Consider the following 15,518-nt stretch of genomic DNA (forward strand, 5'->3'; position numbering starts at 1 on the left):
GTCGCGGCCCATATGCTGGAGCATGACGATGCGCGGTGAACGATCCGGCCGACGCGGCGACTCGACCGTCAAGGCGATGGCCGCGGGGCAGGCCGAAGTGAAGCAGGAGGCGCCGCCGACGCTGCAGGCCTTGGGCGATCTGCTGCGCGTGGTCGGGCGTTCGGGCGCGCCGCAACTGCGTCTGCGCATCACCGGGGCCGTCGCCCTGACCCTGGCGGGCAAGGGTCTGGGCGTGCTGGCGCCCCTGATCCTCGGCGCGGCGGTCAACCATCTGGCGGCGGGGCAGGGCGCAGCGGCGGCGGTCGGCTGGGGCTTTGCCGCCTTCGCCGTGGGCTGGGCCGTGGTGCGCTTCCTGTCGGCGGCGACTCCGCAGCTGTCGGACGTGGTGTTCGCGCCGGTGCGGGCCGCAGCCCAGCGTAAGACGGCGGCAGGGACCTTTGCGCACGCCCTGAGCCTGTCGCTGGACTTCCACCAGACCAAGCGGTCCGGAGCCTTGTCGCGGACGATGGATCGCGGCTCGCGGGCCGTGGACTTCCTGCTGCGGATTCTGGTGTTCAACCTGGGTCCGACGGCGATCGAGCTGGTGCTGGCGGCGGCGGTGCTGGGGGCCCGGTACGACTGGCGGTTCGGCGCGGTCGCGGTGGGGGTGGTGCTGGTTTATGGGGCCGCGACCTTCTCCATGGCCAACTGGCGGTTGGAGCATCGCCGCGCCATGAACGCCGCCGACAGCGAGGCGGCGGGCCTGAGCGTCGACGCCCTGCTGAACTATGAGACCGTCAAGTCGTTCGGCGCCGAGACGCGCGCGGCCGAGGCCTATGACCAGTCGCTGTCGACCTATGTGGACGCGGCGCTGAAGGCCAATACGTCGCTGGCGGCCCTGAACATGATCCAGGGCCTGATCATGAACATCGGCCTGGGGATCATGGCCGTCATGGCCGGGTTCGAGGCCGCAGCGGGGCGGATGGGGCCGGGCGACGTGACGGCGGCGGTGTTGATCATGATCTCGCTGTATGCGCCGCTGAATATCCTGGGCTTCGCCTATCGGGAAATCCGTCAATCTTTCATCGACATGGAAGAGATGCTGAAGGTGACTCGTCAGGCGCCGCAGGTGGCCGATGCGCCCGACGCCATCGACCTGCCGCGTCCGGCCAGCGGCTGCGGGGCCGAGATCGTGTTTGATCACGTCGGCTTCCGCCACGACGCGCGCGCGGCGGGACTGGACGACGTCAGCTTCGTCACCCCCGCGGGCACGACGACGGCCCTGGTGGGGACGTCGGGGGCGGGCAAGTCCACGATCGTCAAGCTGGCCTTGCGTCTGCTGGACCCGCAGGAGGGCCGGGTGCTGATCGATGGCCATGATGCGCGATCGCTGACGCAGGCGTCGTTGCGGGCGGCGGTGGCCCTGGTGCCGCAGGACGTGGCCCTGTTCAATGACAGCATCCGCGCCAACATCGCCTTCGCCCGCCCCGATGCGGATGAGGCGGCGATCTGGGCGGCGGCGGAGGCGGCGGAGCTGGCCGACTTCATCCGCAACCTGCCCGAAGGCATGGAGACGCGGGTCGGCGAGCGAGGGCTGAAGCTGTCAGGCGGCGAGCGTCAGCGCGTGGGCATCGCCCGGGCCCTGTTGGCCGATCCCTGCATCCTGATCCTGGACGAGGCGACCAGCGCTCTGGACAGCCGCACTGAAGCCGCGATTCAGAAGACGCTGAGGAAGGCGCGCGCGGGCCGTACGACCCTGGTGGTGGCCCACCGCCTGTCGACTGTGGCCGACGCCGATCAGATCCTGGTGTTGAAGGCCGGGCGGATTATCGAGCGCGGGGCTCATCATGAACTGGTGGCGCGTCAAAGCGGCGAGTACGCCAGCCTGTGGCGCAAGCAGACGCGGGGCGCCAAGAGCCAGGTTCAGTCGGACTGATTCAGTCGGACGGGCCCGCTATGCCGGGAACCTTGGCCTTCAGCACGTCCTTGAGGCTGGCCAGAACCTGGGTGCGGACTTCGGCGGCGTCGGCCGGAAGCGTCAGCAGCAGACGCAGGGCCTGGGCATGGACGGTGACGATGCGCCAGTCGAAGGGCTTCTCCTCGGGCGCGGCGTCGATCAGGTCGCACAGGTTGGCGGCGGCGGCGCACAGGTCCTTCAGCTCGAACGGACCGGCGGCGTCGATGACGGCGCTGGAGTGGTTGTAAGCCTGATCCAGCACGCGTGCTGTTTCTTCCAGCGAGGCGGCGGGTTGGAGCAGAGCGAGGGCCGCGACCTGTTCCTCGATGACGGCGCGGCTGCGGCCCTCCATCTCGGCCAGGTTGGCCTTGGCCTGGGCCAGGGCGACGCCGGCGCTGACGCCGCCGGGCTGATCGATCAGGGTCGACAGGCGGGAACGGCGGCGGTTGTGCGTGATGACGGTCATAGCTCGATCGACGCTCTGCGTTGGGCTTCGAATTCAGCCTTGCGGATTTCTTCTGAACGACGCTCCAGGCCCTCCCAGGGTTCCGAGCGGAAGCGTCGGTCGGGGCCGAAATAGTCGCCGACCTCTAGGAAGGGGCGGGCGTCGCGGGCGACCCAGACGATGCGTTCCAGCAGGACGCTCGCGCTGAAGGGCTTGGTGATCAGGAAGTTGGCGCCGCAGTCGCGCGCCTCGGACACCTTTGAGCGACGGACGTGGGCGGCAGTCATGATGACGGGGGCGAAGGCGTTGGGTTCCAGCCCCGAACGCCGCAGCCAGCGCACGAACTCATAGCCGCTCATGCCCGGCATCTCGCAGTCGACCAGGATCAGATCGACGGGGTGGTCGCGCAGGACGGCGATGGCCTCGGCGGCGCTGCTGCAGGCGTGGCGGACCTTGATGCCGAAGCCGAGCACGGCCTGGGCCGTCAGTTCCAGCGCGAAGGGCGAATCATCGATGACCATCGTCACCGCGCCGGCGAAGTTGAACACCGCGCTTTCGCGCAGAGATTCGCCGACCCCGTTCATGCCGCGCATGACGGGGGCCGTTTCAGAATGGAGGAGGCAAGCGCGAATCGCATGGCGTCACCTTCGACGGCGCGAGGCCGTCGCGCAATGCGTGGATCAGCCCAGACGACCGATGGCGTAAAAGCGCTCGGCGCGGGCCTTGCGGATTTCATCCGCCGACAGCGACGACAGCGATTTCAGTTCGTCTTCCAGCACGTCGCCGACCGATTGAATGGCCGTCTCGCGCGCCGTGTGGGCGCCGCCCAGGGGTTCGGGGATGACGCGATCGACGATCTTCATGGCGATCAGGTCAGGGGCGGTGATCTTCATGGCCATGGCGGCGTCCTTGGCGCGCTTGCCGTCGCGCCACAGGATGCCGGCCGCGCCCTCGGGCGAGATGACCGAATAGATGGAGTGTTCCAGCATCAGCACGCGGCTGGCGGCGGCGATGGCGATGGCGCCGCCCGATCCGCCTTCGCCCGTCACCGTGGCGATGGAGGGCACGCCCAGGGTCAGTCCGCGCTCGGTCGAGCGGGCGATGGCCTCGGCCTGGCCGCGTTCTTCGGCGCCGATGCCGGGATAGGCGCCGGCGGTGTCCACGAAGGTCAGGACCGGCAGGCCGAACTGCTCGGCCATGTCCATCAGGCGGACCGCCTTGCGATAGCCCTCGGGGCGGGCCATGCCGAAGTTGTGGGTGATGCGGGTCTGGGTGTCGTGACCCTTTTCGTGGCCCATGACCACGACCGGCTGGCCGCGGAAGCGGGCCAGGCCGCCGATGATGGCTTGATCGTCGCCGAACTGACGGTCGCCGTGCAGTTCGACGAAGTCGGTGAACAGGCCCTCGACGTAATCGACAAAGTGCGGGCGTTGCGGGTGACGCGCGACCTGGGTACGCATCCAGGCGTCAAGGTTGGCGTAGGTCTTGACCCGCAGGGCGTCGGCCTTCTTGCGCAGGGCGGCGATCTCGCTCTCGAACGAGCCGCTGGTCGGCGCGAGCAGGGACAGCTCCGCGATCTTGGCTTCCAGCTCGGCGATGGGCTTTTCGAATTCGAGGTAGTGCGTGGCCATAAGGCGTCCGTGTGGAGGAAGCGCGGTTGGCGCTACGGAAAGCGGCGGAAACTAGAGCGGTGAACGCCGCGGGGCAAGCGGGGTTCAGTCGTCCTTCGCCAAGGGGTGCTTGGAGTGGACGACCTGGGACAGGCGGTCGGTGGCGACGTGGGTGTAGATCTGGGTGGTCGAGATGTCGGCGTGGCCCAGAAGTGTCTGGACCACGCGCAGGTCGGCGCCGCCTTCCAGCAGGTGCGTGGCGAAGGCGTGGCGCAGGACGTGGGGGCTGACGCGGGCGGGGTCGATATTGGCCGCGATGGCCGCCTGATCCAGAAGTTGGGCGAAGCGGCGGGGCGTCAGATGGCCGGTCTTGCCGTGCGACGGAAACAGCCAGACGCTGTCGGGGGCCTTGGGCGGACGCGCGGCGTCGCGCGCCGTCAGCCAGGCCTTGATGGCTTCGCGGGCGGCGGTGTTGAGCGGGGCCAGGCGCTCCTTGCCGCCCTTGCCGCGCACGATCAGATAGGCGGGATCGCGGCGCACGGCTTCGACCTTGAGCCCAAGCAGTTCGGAGACGCGCAGGCCCGAGGCGTAGGCCATTTCCACCAAGGCGACCAGGCGCAGACCCGCCGCGCTGTCGGCGGCGCCGGCGGCGGTGAGAAGCGCCTCGATCTCGTCGCGGCTGAGGGTCTTGGGCAGGCTGCGGCCCTGTTTGGGGGCGTCGATGCGGCGGGATGGGTCGTCGCTCCGCCAACCTTCGCCCAGGGCGAAGCGGTAGAACTGGCGCACCGAGGACCTGTGGCGCGCGGCGGTGGCGGCGGACAGGCCGCGTCGGGACAGGTCGGCGAACCAGGCCTCCAGCGCCGCTTCGTCTGCGCCCATCAGGCCGCCCGCATCGCTCAGCCAGGCCTCGGCGTCGGCCAGGTCGCGGCCATAGGCGGACAGGGTGTGGGGCGAGGCGTCGCGCTCGACCGCCATCATCTCCAGAAAGGCCTCCACCTGAGGCGTCATGCGGCAGGCTCAACAGAGGTGTGGAGCGAACGGCTGGGTCGTGTAGAGGATATGGGAACCATGCCTGCCGACGCCTCGCCCGATTCCTCGCCCTTGTCGCCTAACCTGGCGCTTGACCGCACCATAACCCTGGTGGGGCTGATGGGCGTGGGCAAATCGACCGTGGGGCGCAGACTGGCGCAGCGGCTGGGTCTGCCCTTCTTTGACGGCGACCATGAGATCGAAGCCGCCGCCGGCATGAGCGTCAGCGAAATCTTCGCCAGCCGGGGCGAGGCCGAGTTCCGGGCGGGCGAGGCGCGAATCATGCGCCGTCTGCTGGAAGGGCCGCCCATCGTCCTGGCGACCGGCGGCGGGGCCATGCTGAACCCCGAGACGCGCGCCCTGATGAAGACCCACTCGGTCAGCGTCTGGATGCGCGCAGACCTGAAGGTGATCACCGAGCGGGTGCAGCGGCGCGACACCCGGCCCCTGCTGCGCGGGCGCGATCCTCTGGAGGCCCTGAGCCAGTTGGCCGAGGCCCGCTATCCCATCTATGCCGAGGCCGACCTGACGGTGGACGTCGGCGGCGGTTCGCACGGCCAGGCGGTCGAGGCGATCTATCGAGAACTGCGGCGGCACGCCCGCGAGGAGAGCAAGCGATGACGACGACGATCCCGGTCGGTGGCGAAGGCTTCGCCGCCTATGAGGTCGTGGTCGGGCGGGGGCTGCTGAAAGAGGCGGGCGCGCGGGTCGCGGCCCTGGCGCCGACGCGGGCCTTTATCGTCAGCGACGAGACGGTGGCGGCCATCCACGGCGAGACGGTGCGCGCGGGGCTGGAAGGTGCGGGGCTGAAGACCGGGATCGTGACGGTTCCGGCGGGCGAGGCGTCCAAGTCGTTCGAGCAGCTTGAGGCCGTGCTGGACCGGCTGCTGGCCGAGGGGCTGGACCGCAAGAGCATGGTCGTGGCGCTGGGCGGCGGGGTCGTGGGTGATCTGGCCGGGCTGGCGGCGGCCCTGTTCATGCGCGGCGTCGACTTTGTCCAGGTTCCGACGACCCTGCTGGCCCAGGTGGATTCCTCGGTCGGCGGCAAGACGGCCATCGACACGCCGCGCGGCAAGAACCTGATCGGCGCCTTCCATCAGCCGCGATTGGTGCTGGCCGACATCGAGGCCCTGGCCACCCTGCCGGTGCGGCAGGTGCGGTCGGGCTGGGCCGAGGTGCTGAAACATGGGCTGATCTGCGACGCGGCCTTCTTCGACTGGCTGGGCGGAGAAGGGAAGGCGGGCGCCGAGGGCGACCCCGACGCCTTGGAGCGGGCGGTGATCCGTTCGGTCGAGATCAAGTCCCAGATCGTCGGCGAGGACGAGAAGGAGGCGGGACGACGCGCCCTGCTGAACCTGGGGCATACATTCGGGCACGCGCTGGAGGCTGAGCTGGGCTTTGGCGACGCCCTGACCCACGGCGAGGCGGTGGCGCTGGGCTGCGCCATGGCGTTTCGGTTCTCGGCCCGTCTGGGGCTGTGTACGGCGGCGGACGCCCGGAAGGCCGAGGCGGGGATCAGGGCGGCGGGTCTGCCCACGCGCCTGGCGGAGGTGGATCAGGCCTTCAGCGCCGAGGCCCTGATCGGGCGCATGGCCGGGGACAAGAAGGCCGAAGGCGGGCGGTTGACGCTGATCCTGGCGCGGGCCATCGGCGAGGTCTTCACCGACAAGGCCGTGGACGCCGAAGCGGTGCGCGCCTTCCTGATCGAGGAGGGCGCGGCGTGAAGCTGAGCCCTGTCGTGCTGCAGGACCGCTTTGTTCGGCTGGAGCCGATCACGGCGGGGCTGGAGGGCGAGGTGAGGGCGGCGCTGGACTGCGATCCCGAGGCCTGGAACGGCATGGTCAGCGCGGCCTATGGCGAGCATTTCGACGGCTGGTGGGCGGCGGCGCTGAAGGCGATGGCGAGCGGCTCGCGCATCGCCTTCGCCGTGCGGCGTCTGAGCGACGGGACGGTGGTGGGCACGACCAGCCTGTATGAGATCAGGCCCGAGCATCGTCGCTGCGAGTTGGGTTCGACCTTCTATCGGCCGGATGCGCGGGGCGGGCCGGTCAATCCGGCGTGCAAGCGGCTGTTGCTGGGCCATGCCTTCGACGCGGGCGCTGTGCGGGTGGAGATCATCACCGACGCCCTGAACGCCGCCAGCGGCTCCGCCATCCGCAAGCTGGGCGCGCGTTTTGAGGGCGTGCTGCGCAAGCACAAGATCACCTGGACGGGGCGAATGCGCGATACGGCGCAGTTTGCAGTTCTGGACGAGGACTGGCCCGAGGTTCGGCGGGGCCTGGAGGCGCGGCTGGCGACCTTCGCATAGGGGCGCGCCCCTGACAGCCCGCCCAGGCTGGGAACATCCCTTTATGGATGCCGGTCCTAGTCGAAGAGGTCCAGTTGAGGTCGCATGTCGGGCGGCACGCGGAACCGGGTCATGTCCAGCGGCGTGCGCGGGCCATCGAGTCCGTAGCGCTTGATCGCCGCCTTGAAGCGGGCGGCGATCAGTTCGGCGACGGGGCCGGTCCCCTTCATGCGCTGGGCCCAGTCGGGATCGTAGTCCTTGCCCCCGCGCGTCTGGCGGATCAGGGACATGACGCGGGCCGCGCGCTCGGGCCGGGCGTCGGCCAGCCACTCGCGGAACAGGTCCTTGATCTCCAGCGGCAGGCGCAGGGTCACATACATGGCCGAGGTCGCGCCCGCCTTTTGAGCCGCCTCAAGGATGGATTCCAGCTCGTGGTCGTTCAGGGCGGGGATGACCGGGGCGAAACCGACGCTGACGGGAACGCCGGCGTCGGCCAGACGGCTGATGGCCTCCAGCCGCTTGGCGGGCGTGGAGGCGCGCGGTTCCATCGCGCGGGCCAGGCCGCGATCCAGAGTGGTGATGGAGATCATGGCCGAGGCCAGGCCATCACGCCCCATGGGCCCCAGGATGTCGGCGTCGCGGGTGATCAGGACCGACTTGGTGATGATGCTGAACGGCTGATGGAACCGCTGCATGACCTGCAGGATCGAGCGGGTCGACAGAGTCTCGCGCTCGACCGGCTGATAGGGATCGGTGTTGCCGCCTATGTGGATGCGTTTGCAGACGTATCGGGGCTTGGCGAGTTCCTGTTCCAGCAGACGCGCGGCTTCGGGCTTGAAGAAGATCCGGCTCTCGAAATCCAGGCCCGGGGATAGGCCCATCCAGGCATGGGACGGACGGGCGTAGCAGTAGATGCAGCCATGTTCGCAACCTTTGTACGGGTTGATGGAGCGATCGAAGCCGACGTCGGGACTCGTATTCTTGGCGATGATGGTGCGCGCGTGTTCCGGCGAGAGGGTGGTGCGCAGCGGGGCGGCCGCTTCGTCCTGATCCGTCCAGCCGTCGTCGAATTCCTCGCGCCGGTCGGCTTCATACCGGCCCGAGTCGTTGGAGCGTGCGCCGCGTCCTTTCATCGCCGTTCTCATGCCCAGAGGATGGCACAGGATTGGAACAAATCAAGAACAAAATGGGCGGCAACGATCGCGGCCCAAAACAAAGTGGGCCGTCAGGCTGATGCGGCGGCGAGCACGACTTCGTGGGGCGTCGGAACCTGAACGGCGGGCGAGACAGGGCGCCCCGTGGCCTCGGCGATCAGTTCGGCGGTCTTGCCTTCGATGGCGGCTTCCAGGCGCGCCAGGAACTCGTCCTTGGGCAGGCCGGTCGGAAGGGGTTCGAGGAATTCCAGGGTGGCGGTCCCTGGTGTCTTGCGCGAGGATTCCTGAGGCCAGAACAGGCCGAGGTTGGTGGCCAGGGGCACGACCGGCATGTCGAAGTCGCGGTACATGTGCCAGACGCCCGAACGGTAACGGAACTTCTCGCCCACCTTGGCCAGATGGCCTTCGGGGTAGATCAGGATCTTGCGGCCTTCGCGGTGGGCGTCGGCGGCGCGTTCCTTGAGCGCGGCGCGGGCGGTGTGGCCGCCGCAGCTGTTGACGACAATGGCGCCGAGCTTGGTCAGCACCGTGCCGAGCAGCGGGAATTTTTCGAGGTGGTCGCCGGTGACGAAGGCCAGGTCGTCGAACTGGTCATAGGTGGCGAAACCGTCGCCCCAGCTCTGATGCTTGGAGGCGACGATGAAGCCGCCCTGCGGCAGGCGCTCCTTGCCGCGCACCTGCAACCGGATGCCGGCGAAAAGGGCCATGGCCTGCACCATCCGGCGAACATAGCGACGAATGATCCAACTGGTCGCGCGTCGGCCGGGCGCGAGGGCGGCGAAGGCCGCCGCCAGGCAATAGACGATGGACAGGGCCCAGTAGGCGACGTTGAACGCGAAGCTTCTCATTCCGCCGTTATGACATGATGCGGGGGCAGGTCAGCAAGCGCTTAAGCGGCGGTCGTGCTCAGGCTGCGGCTTGAGCCATCAGTTCGGCGTTGGTGACGCAGTTCCGACCGCCGCGCTTGGAGGCGTAGAGGGCCTCGTCGGCGCGCTCCAGTACGCTCAGGGCGGTTTCGCCGGGGCGGCGCTCGGCGAAGCCGACCGAGATGGTCACGGCGCCCAGGTCGTCGTTGGTGGAGCGGCGGCGCAGCGAGCGCGAGCCGATTTCTTCGCGGACGGCGTTCAGCGCCGCCTCGACCGTGCCGGGCGTCTCGCCGGGGAAGATGACCGCGAACTCTTCGCCGCCATAGCGGGCGGCTATGCGCGGATTGCGGGCGATCCGGCCCAGGACGCTGGCGACGTAGCGAAGCACCTGATCCCCGGTCTGGTGGCCCCAGGTGTCGTTGAAGCGCTTGAAGTGGTCGATATCGACGATGGCCAGGGTCAGGCTCTTGTCTTCCGCTTCCGCCTCGTCGCAGAGACGCGCCAGCTGTTCGTCGAAGGTCTTGCGGTTGGCCAGATTGGTCAGGGCGTCGGTCATGGCGTCGCGACGGACCTGCTCCAGATGCTCGCGCAGGCGGACAACTTCGCGATTCGAGGATTCCAGGCGCTTTTCCAGAGCCGAGGTGTGACGCTGGACCTTGCGCGTGGCGCTGGAGAGGGTGCTGACGATGGCGGTCAGATCGGTCGGTCCCTCGGCCACCTGCATCCGGGCGGAGGCGGTGCTGAGGGTCTCGCCATAGGCTGTCTGGGTCTTGCGGGCGTTGTCGATGGCTTCCGCCACGGCGGCGAGTTCGCGGTTCAGCACGGCGCCGACGTCGCGGATTTCTTCGGACAGGCGGCCGCGGGGCAGGAATTCCGCCGCCAGCATTTCCGCCGTCGCATCGGTAAAGGGCGTGTCGCCGGCCAGCAGTCGGTGCAGCTCGCGTCCCAGCGGTCCTTCCGGATCGCTGACGTAGTGCACCCACAGCTCGAAATTCAGCGGCGTCGGCCAGATCGAGGCCTGCTGCATCGCGTCGATGACGCGATGCGCCAAGGCATAAGCCTCTGGTCCCCGAAGGGAGGTCTCGACCTGCGCCGTCATTCTGATTCTCGCGACCCCAGTAATGTTACGTAGATACTAGAACGGGGAACCGTAATGACCAGTTAAGCTGGCCATCAGCATGGTTGCGGATTAGTCGGAGAAAACGACGGGCCGACGCAGGAAGGCCGGGATGTCGTCGCCAAAACCGCCGGGCGCGGCCTGGAGACGCGGTTCTTTTTGGGGCTCGGGCTTCTTGGCTTCGCGCGTCTGATCCCGATCCCGATCACGGTTGCGGTCGCGACGCTGGGGGGCGGCCTTGGCCGGAGCCGTCTCGGTCTCGACGGCGATTTCAGGGGTTGCATCGACAGCGAGGTCAACGGTTTCGGGCGCGGTTTCCGGCTTGGTCGAGCGACGGCTGCGCGAACGGCGCGGCGCCTCTTCGCGGGTCTCCTCGGCCTTTTCAGCTCGGGGAAGCGGCGACGTGATCGGCTCCATCGAGGCGACGTTGTCGCTCTTGGGGACCGGACGCGGGCGGTCGCTGCGGCTGCGGCTGCGGCCCTTGGCGTCGTCGGTGCGGGGGCGATCCTTGATGGCGGTGAAATCGATGCCTTCCAGCGTCAACTCCTGCGGGTCCATCTTGATCAGCTTCAGCACCTTGTCCAACGCCTTGTCGTCGGACGGGGTGACGATCATGAAGGCCTGACCCAGCTTGCCGGCGCGGCCGGTGCGGCCGATGCGGTGGACGTAGTCGTCGGCGTGGTGGGAGACGTCGTAGTTGAAGACGTGGCTGACGTCCGGGATGTCCAGACCGCGCGCGGCGACGTCCGAGGCCACCAGGATCTTCAACGCGCCCGAGCGGAAGTCGGCCAGGGTCTTGGTGCGCAGCGACTGGTCCAGGTCGCCGTGGATCGGCGCGGCGTCGAAGCCGTGCGTCTTCAGTGACTTGGCGACGATATCGACTTCCGATTTGCGGTTGCAGAAGACGATGCCGTTCTTGACGTCCTCGCGGCCGACCAGGGCGCGCAGGGCGGTGCGCTTGGCCTTGGGGTCCGAGGACGGAATGCGGACGACGTACTGGGTGATGGTGTCGGCGGTCATGGCCGGGCGCGAGGCCTCGACCCGGGTCGGGTCCTTGAGGAACTGCGTGGTCAGGCGCGTGATCTCGGGCGGCATGGTGGCCGAGAAGAACAGGGTCTGGCGCTTGGGCGGCGTCAGTTTGAAGATGCGCTCGATGTCGGGGATGAAGCCCATGTCGAGCATACGGTCGGCTTCGTCGATGACCATCATCTCGACGCCGGTCAGCAAGATCTTGCCGCGTTCGAACAGATCGAGCAGACGGCCCGGCGTGGCGATCAGGACGTCGACGCCCTTGTTCAGCATGGCCACCTGGTCGCCCATCGACACGCCGCCGATCAGCAGCACCCAGGTCAGCTTGGTGCCCTTGGCGTATTTGGCGAAGCTCTCGGCGACCTGGTCGGCCAGTTCGCGGGTCGGGGCCAGGACCAGGGCGCGCGGCATACGAGCGCGGGCGCGGCCCGAGCCGAGGCGGTCGATCATCGGCAGGGTGAAGGCGGCGGTCTTGCCGGTGCCGGTCTGGGCGATGCCCAGAACATCGCGGCCAGCGAGGGCCACGGGGATGGCGGCGGCCTGAATGGGCGTCGCCACGGTATAGCCTGTATCGGCGACCGCTTGCAGGGTCGTGGCCGAAAGGCCCAGCTTAGTGAATTCTGTCATGCAACCTTGAGGACGGAGGAAACGTCGTAACGTCTTCAGCTTACGGAACCGCCCCTGGTGGGCGAGTGGGCGGCGCGCATCGCCAGTCCTATCCCGAGCCTGCGGCGGTATATGGAAACCCCTACGTCTCAGTCAAGTATTTCCGTTCGGGAACCAGGCGCTTGGCAAAGCCTTACAGGTCTGTAATCTCACCTTGGGGTAGGGAAGGGTTGTCGTATGCGGTTGAAAACGCTTGCGTTCGCCTTGGCGGCTTGCTGCGCGACGGCGCTGCCGGCCCAGGCGGAGATGGAATCGGCCTTCGGAAATACTGTGGTGTCGCACTACCCGGATGGGAGCTGGGTCAAACATCTGTTTGATCGCGACGGCAGTTATCGAGCGGTCTTTTCGGACGGACGCCGACTGACGGCGCGCTGGGCTGTCGAGGGTGAGCGCGTCTGCCTCAACGGGATCAGGCCAAGAATGCTGCTGTCACGGTTCTGCACGACCCTGGTCGAGGCGTCTGTGGGTCAGACCTGGCCGGGGCGTGATCCGCTGGGGCGCCGCGTTCGCAACGAACTGGTGGCCGGGCGCTAGCCGTCTCCCGGTTCGCTGAGCGAACCGGGAGGGCCGTAGCGATCTACTCGACGTCAGCCGCCTTCTTGGGCGCGGCCTTCTTTGCGGCCGGCTTCTTGGCGGCGGGCTTCTTGGTCGCTGTAGGCTTCTTCTCAGCAGCGGTCTTGGCCGGGGCCTTCTTCGCCGCAGGTTTCTTGGCCGCAGCCGCCTTCTTCTTCGGCGCCGCGCCGGCCTTGGCGGCCAGCAGGGGCAGCGCGTCTTCCAGCGTCAGGTCTTCGGGCGCCATGCCCTTGGGCAGGGTGGCGTTGACCTTGCCCCATTTGACGTAGGGGCCGAAGCGACCGGCCATGACCTGAACGGGGGCTTCGTCTTCCGGGTGGGCGCCCAGTTCCTTGAGCGGGGCCGTGGCCGAGCCGCGACCGGGGCGACCGGCGCGCTTTTCAGCCAGCAGGGCGACCGCGCGGTTGATGCCGACCTCGAAAACCTCGTCGATGTCCGAGACATTGGCGTAGGTGCCGGCGTGCAGGACGAACGGGCCGTAGCGGCCCAGACCCGCCGTGATCATCTTGCCGTCCTCGGGGTGAGGGCCGACTTCGCGCGGCAGGGCCAACAGACGCAGGGCCTGCTCCAGCGTCAGGGACGCGGGGCTCCAGCCCTTGGGCAGGGAAGAGCGCTTGGGCTTTTCCTCGCCGGGAGGCGTGGTTTCGACATAGGGACCGAAGCGGCCGATCTTGAGCTGCACCGGCTGGCCGGTCGCCGGATCGACGCCCAGTTCGCGGTCGCCGCCGTCCGCGCCGCCTTCGGCGCCGTCAGGCGAGGCGACCGGACGGGTGTATTTGCAGTCGGGATAGCGCGAGCAGCCGATGAAGGCGCCGAAGCGGCTGGTCTTCAGGCTGAGCTGGCCCTGATGGCAGAGCGGGCATTCGCGCGGATCAGAACCATCGCCCTTGTCCGGGAAGATGTGGGCGCCCAGGGCGTCGTTCAGGTGATCCAGGATGGCCGTGGTGCGCAGCTCGCCGGCGGCTTGCGTCGCGGCGTGGAAGTCGGTCCAGAAGCTGCGCAGCAGCGCCTTCCAGTCCAGTTCGCCCGCGGACACCTCGTCGAGCTGTGTCTCGAGCGCGGCGGTGAAGTCGTATTCGACCCAGCGGCTGAAGAACTGTTCGAGGAAGGCCGTGACCAGCCGTCCCTTGTCCTCGGGATAGAAGCGGTTCTTGTCCATGCGGACGTATTCACGGTCGCGCAGGGTCGTCAGGATCGAGGCGTAGGTCGAGGGACGGCCGATGCCCAGCTCTTCCAGCTTCTTGACCAGGGTGGCTTCCGAGAAGCGCGGCGGCGGCTCGGTGAAGTGCTGGTCGGTGCGGATGGCTTCAACCTTGGCCTTGGCGCCTTCCTTCAGCGCGGGCAGGCGGCCGCCGTCGTCGTCTTCGTCCTCGGAGCCCTTCTGCTTCTCGTCGCGGCCTTCTTCGTAGGCGGCGATGAAGCCGTCGAAGGCGACGACCTGGCCCGTGGCGCGCAGGCCGGTCTGGCCGTCGGGCGTCTCGATCTCGACCGTGGTGCGGTCCAGACGGGCGCTCTCCATCTGCGAGGCGATCATCCGTTTCCAGATCAGCTCATAGAGGCGTTGCAGGTCGGAATCGATGCGCAGGCTGTCAGGATGGCGCGTCAGATTGGTCGGACGGATGGCTTCGTGCGCTTCCTGAGCGTTCTTGGCCTTGGTCTTGTAGTAGCGAGGCTCGGCCGGGACATAGGCGGGGCCGAAGCGGTCGGCGATGACCTCGCGCGCCTGGGCGATGCCCTCGGGGCTGACGAACAGGCCGTCGGTCCGCATGTAGGTGATCAGGCCGCCGGTGTCGTCGACGCCTTCATACAGCTTCTGCGCCGCCTGCATGGTGCGCTGGGCGGTGAAGCCCAGCTTGCGGGAGGCTTCCTGTTGCAGGGTCGAGGTGGTGAAGGGCGGAGCCGGCGAGCGCTTGGCCGGCTTCTTCTCGACCGACTTGATGGTGAAGTCGCCGGCCTTGATGGCGTCGCGGGCGGCGAAGGCCATTTCCTCGGTCGGGATGTCCAGGCGCTGGATGCGCTTTCCGGCGTGCTTGACCAGGCGGGTGGTGAAGGGCGGGCTGTCGGCGACCAGATCGGCCTCGACCGACCAGTATTCCTGGGCCTTGAACTTCTCGATCTCCATCTCGCGATCGACGACGATGCGCAGGGCGACCGATTGCACCCGGCCCGCCGAACGGGCGCCGGGCAGCTTGCGCCACAGGACGGGCGACAGGTTGAAGCCCACCAGATAGTCCAGCGCGCGGCGGGCCAGATAGGCCTCGACCAGCTCCATATCCAGCTGACGCGGATTGGCCATGGCTTCGAGCACGGCGGCCTTGGTGATGGCGTTGAAGGTGACGCGTTGGACCTCGGTGTCCTTCAGCGCCTTCTTCTTGTTCAGGACTTCCAGAACGTGCCAGCTGATCGCCTCTCCCTCACGGTCGGGGTCGGTCGCGAGGATGACGCGGTCGGCGCGCTTGGCCGCCTCCGCAATCTCGGACAGGCGCTTGGACGCCTTGGCGTCGACCTCCCAGACCATGGCGAAATCGTCGTCGGGCAGGACGGAGCCGTCCTTGGACGGCAGGTCGCGGATGTGGCCGTAGGACGCCAGCACCTCGTAGCCAGAACCCAGGTATTTATTGATGGTCTTGGCCTTGGCGGGGCTCTCGACGATGACGAGATTCATGGCGCTCTATTCGGGAAATCGGGGCGCGAACGTGGTTGGCGCCGAGGGGGAAGTCAATCGGCACATTGAGAGGTGCGCTTTTAACGTGTTTAGATTCTTGCGGTACAACCAAAAATTGTGGCTTGCTGCCGGTATTGTCAG

Annotated in this window: 14 protein-coding genes; 5 read left to right on the forward strand and 9 right to left on the reverse strand. The window is 67.9% G+C overall.

Annotated elements, in window-relative coordinates; translation table 11 throughout:
* Nucleotides 1-28 precede the first annotated feature (28 nt).
* The gene (locus HX774_RS00110) at nucleotides 29-1,915 is read left to right on the forward strand and encodes an ABC transporter ATP-binding protein/permease (protein WP_178823152.1); all 1,887 of its coding nucleotides are present in this window, start codon (nucleotides 29-31) and stop codon (nucleotides 1,913-1,915) included.
* 1 nt (nucleotide 1,916) lies between these two features.
* On the opposite strand, the gene HX774_RS00115 is transcribed toward HX774_RS00110, so the two are convergent.
* The 4 genes from HX774_RS00115 to HX774_RS00130 form a co-directional block, all read right to left on the reverse strand.
* Complete coding sequence (locus HX774_RS00115) at nucleotides 1,917-2,402, reverse strand: chemotaxis protein CheE (protein ID WP_178823154.1); 486 nt, start codon at nucleotides 2,400-2,402, stop codon at nucleotides 1,917-1,919.
* Nucleotides 2,399-2,974 (reverse strand): response regulator, encoded by a 576-nt coding sequence (locus tag HX774_RS00120; protein WP_178823156.1) that lies wholly within the window; start codon nucleotides 2,972-2,974, stop codon nucleotides 2,399-2,401. Before HX774_RS00120 ends, HX774_RS00115 begins: the two co-directional genes overlap by 4 nt.
* Nucleotides 2,975-3,061: 87 nt before the next feature.
* Complete coding sequence (locus HX774_RS00125; protein ID WP_178823157.1) at nucleotides 3,062-4,012, reverse strand: acetyl-CoA carboxylase carboxyltransferase subunit alpha; 951 nt, start codon at nucleotides 4,010-4,012, stop codon at nucleotides 3,062-3,064.
* 84 nt (nucleotides 4,013-4,096) lie between these two features.
* Nucleotides 4,097-4,999, reverse strand: coding sequence for a site-specific tyrosine recombinase XerD (locus HX774_RS00130; RefSeq protein ID WP_178823159.1), 903 nt, complete (start codon nucleotides 4,997-4,999; stop codon nucleotides 4,097-4,099).
* A 60-nt stretch (nucleotides 5,000-5,059) separates the two neighbouring features.
* Between HX774_RS00130 and HX774_RS00135 the strand changes: the two genes are divergently transcribed.
* From HX774_RS00135 to HX774_RS00145, 3 genes are read left to right on the forward strand one after another with little or no spacing between them, the layout of a single operon-like run.
* On the forward strand, nucleotides 5,060-5,641 hold the full coding sequence (locus HX774_RS00135; protein ID WP_178823161.1) for a shikimate kinase: 582 nt from the start codon (nucleotides 5,060-5,062) through the stop codon (nucleotides 5,639-5,641).
* Nucleotides 5,638-6,744 (forward strand): 3-dehydroquinate synthase, encoded by a 1,107-nt coding sequence (gene aroB / locus HX774_RS00140; protein ID WP_178823163.1) that lies wholly within the window; start codon nucleotides 5,638-5,640, stop codon nucleotides 6,742-6,744. Before HX774_RS00135 ends, aroB begins: the two co-directional genes overlap by 4 nt.
* The gene (locus tag HX774_RS00145) at nucleotides 6,741-7,328 is read left to right on the forward strand and encodes a GNAT family N-acetyltransferase (protein WP_178823165.1); all 588 of its coding nucleotides are present in this window, start codon (nucleotides 6,741-6,743) and stop codon (nucleotides 7,326-7,328) included. Before aroB ends, HX774_RS00145 begins: the two co-directional genes overlap by 4 nt.
* 56 nt (nucleotides 7,329-7,384) lie before the next feature.
* Here HX774_RS00145 and HX774_RS00150 read toward each other — a convergent pair whose 3' ends face one another.
* The 4 genes from HX774_RS00150 to HX774_RS00165 form a co-directional block, all read right to left on the reverse strand.
* Nucleotides 7,385-8,452, reverse strand: coding sequence for a PA0069 family radical SAM protein (locus tag HX774_RS00150; protein WP_178823167.1), 1,068 nt, complete (start codon nucleotides 8,450-8,452; stop codon nucleotides 7,385-7,387).
* An 80-nt stretch (nucleotides 8,453-8,532) separates the two neighbouring features.
* A complete protein-coding gene (locus HX774_RS00155) occupies nucleotides 8,533-9,309 on the reverse strand; it encodes a 1-acyl-sn-glycerol-3-phosphate acyltransferase (protein WP_178823169.1) in 777 nt (258 codons plus the stop codon).
* Nucleotides 9,310-9,367: 58 nt separating this feature from the next.
* Nucleotides 9,368-10,426: a GGDEF domain-containing protein gene (locus HX774_RS00160; RefSeq protein ID WP_178823171.1), complete on the reverse strand. Its 1,059-nt coding sequence runs from the start codon at nucleotides 10,424-10,426 to the stop codon at nucleotides 9,368-9,370.
* 90 nt (nucleotides 10,427-10,516) lie between these two features.
* Entirely contained in the window at nucleotides 10,517-12,100 is a 1,584-nt protein-coding gene (locus HX774_RS00165) for a DEAD/DEAH box helicase (protein WP_178823173.1), read from the reverse strand.
* Nucleotides 12,101-12,316: 216 nt separating this feature from the next.
* Between HX774_RS00165 and HX774_RS00170 the strand changes: the two genes are divergently transcribed.
* Nucleotides 12,317-12,673, forward strand: a complete 357-nt coding sequence (locus HX774_RS00170; RefSeq protein ID WP_178823175.1) for a hypothetical protein — start codon at nucleotides 12,317-12,319, stop codon at nucleotides 12,671-12,673.
* Nucleotides 12,674-12,716: 43 nt separating this feature from the next.
* Here HX774_RS00170 and topA read toward each other — a convergent pair whose 3' ends face one another.
* Nucleotides 12,717-15,377 carry a type I DNA topoisomerase gene (gene topA, locus HX774_RS00175; RefSeq protein ID WP_178823177.1) on the reverse strand — a complete coding sequence of 887 codons (2,661 nt, stop codon included), beginning with the start codon at nucleotides 15,375-15,377 and terminating at the stop codon, nucleotides 12,717-12,719.
* Between the last annotated feature and the right edge of the window lie 141 nt (nucleotides 15,378-15,518).

The sequence above is a fragment of the Brevundimonas sp. P7753 genome, assembly GCF_013386595.1.
Classification (GTDB): Bacteria; Pseudomonadota; Alphaproteobacteria; order Caulobacterales; family Caulobacteraceae; genus Brevundimonas; species Brevundimonas bullata.

What these genes read in the sequence shown, in the direction of transcription:
- HX774_RS00115 (WP_178823154.1), bottom strand. Translation starts at nt 2,402, where the DNA reads ATGACCGTCATCACGCACAACCGCCGCCGTTCCCGCCTGTCGACCCTG.
- HX774_RS00125 (WP_178823157.1), bottom strand. Translation starts at nt 4,012, where the DNA reads ATGGCCACGCACTACCTCGAATTCGAAAAGCCCATCGCCGAGCTGGAA.
- HX774_RS00165 (WP_178823173.1), bottom strand. Translation starts at nt 12,100, where the DNA reads ATGACAGAATTCACTAAGCTGGGCCTTTCGGCCACGACCCTGCAAGCG.
- HX774_RS00130 (WP_178823159.1), bottom strand. Translation starts at nt 4,999, where the DNA reads ATGACGCCTCAGGTGGAGGCCTTTCTGGAGATGATGGCGGTCGAGCGC.
- HX774_RS00110 (WP_178823152.1), top strand. Translation starts at nt 29, where the DNA reads ATGCGCGGTGAACGATCCGGCCGACGCGGCGACTCGACCGTCAAGGCG.
- HX774_RS00160 (WP_178823171.1), bottom strand. Translation starts at nt 10,426, where the DNA reads ATGACGGCGCAGGTCGAGACCTCCCTTCGGGGACCAGAGGCTTATGCC.
- HX774_RS00155 (WP_178823169.1), bottom strand. Translation starts at nt 9,309, where the DNA reads ATGAGAAGCTTCGCGTTCAACGTCGCCTACTGGGCCCTGTCCATCGTC.
- HX774_RS00150 (WP_178823167.1), bottom strand. Translation starts at nt 8,452, where the DNA reads ATGAGAACGGCGATGAAAGGACGCGGCGCACGCTCCAACGACTCGGGC.
- HX774_RS00120 (WP_178823156.1), bottom strand. Translation starts at nt 2,974, where the DNA reads ATGCGCGGCATGAACGGGGTCGGCGAATCTCTGCGCGAAAGCGCGGTG.
- topA (WP_178823177.1), bottom strand. Translation starts at nt 15,377, where the DNA reads ATGAATCTCGTCATCGTCGAGAGCCCCGCCAAGGCCAAGACCATCAAT.
- aroB (WP_178823163.1), top strand. Translation starts at nt 5,638, where the DNA reads ATGACGACGACGATCCCGGTCGGTGGCGAAGGCTTCGCCGCCTATGAG.
- HX774_RS00135 (WP_178823161.1), top strand. Translation starts at nt 5,060, where the DNA reads ATGCCTGCCGACGCCTCGCCCGATTCCTCGCCCTTGTCGCCTAACCTG.
- HX774_RS00170 (WP_178823175.1), top strand. Translation starts at nt 12,317, where the DNA reads ATGCGGTTGAAAACGCTTGCGTTCGCCTTGGCGGCTTGCTGCGCGACG.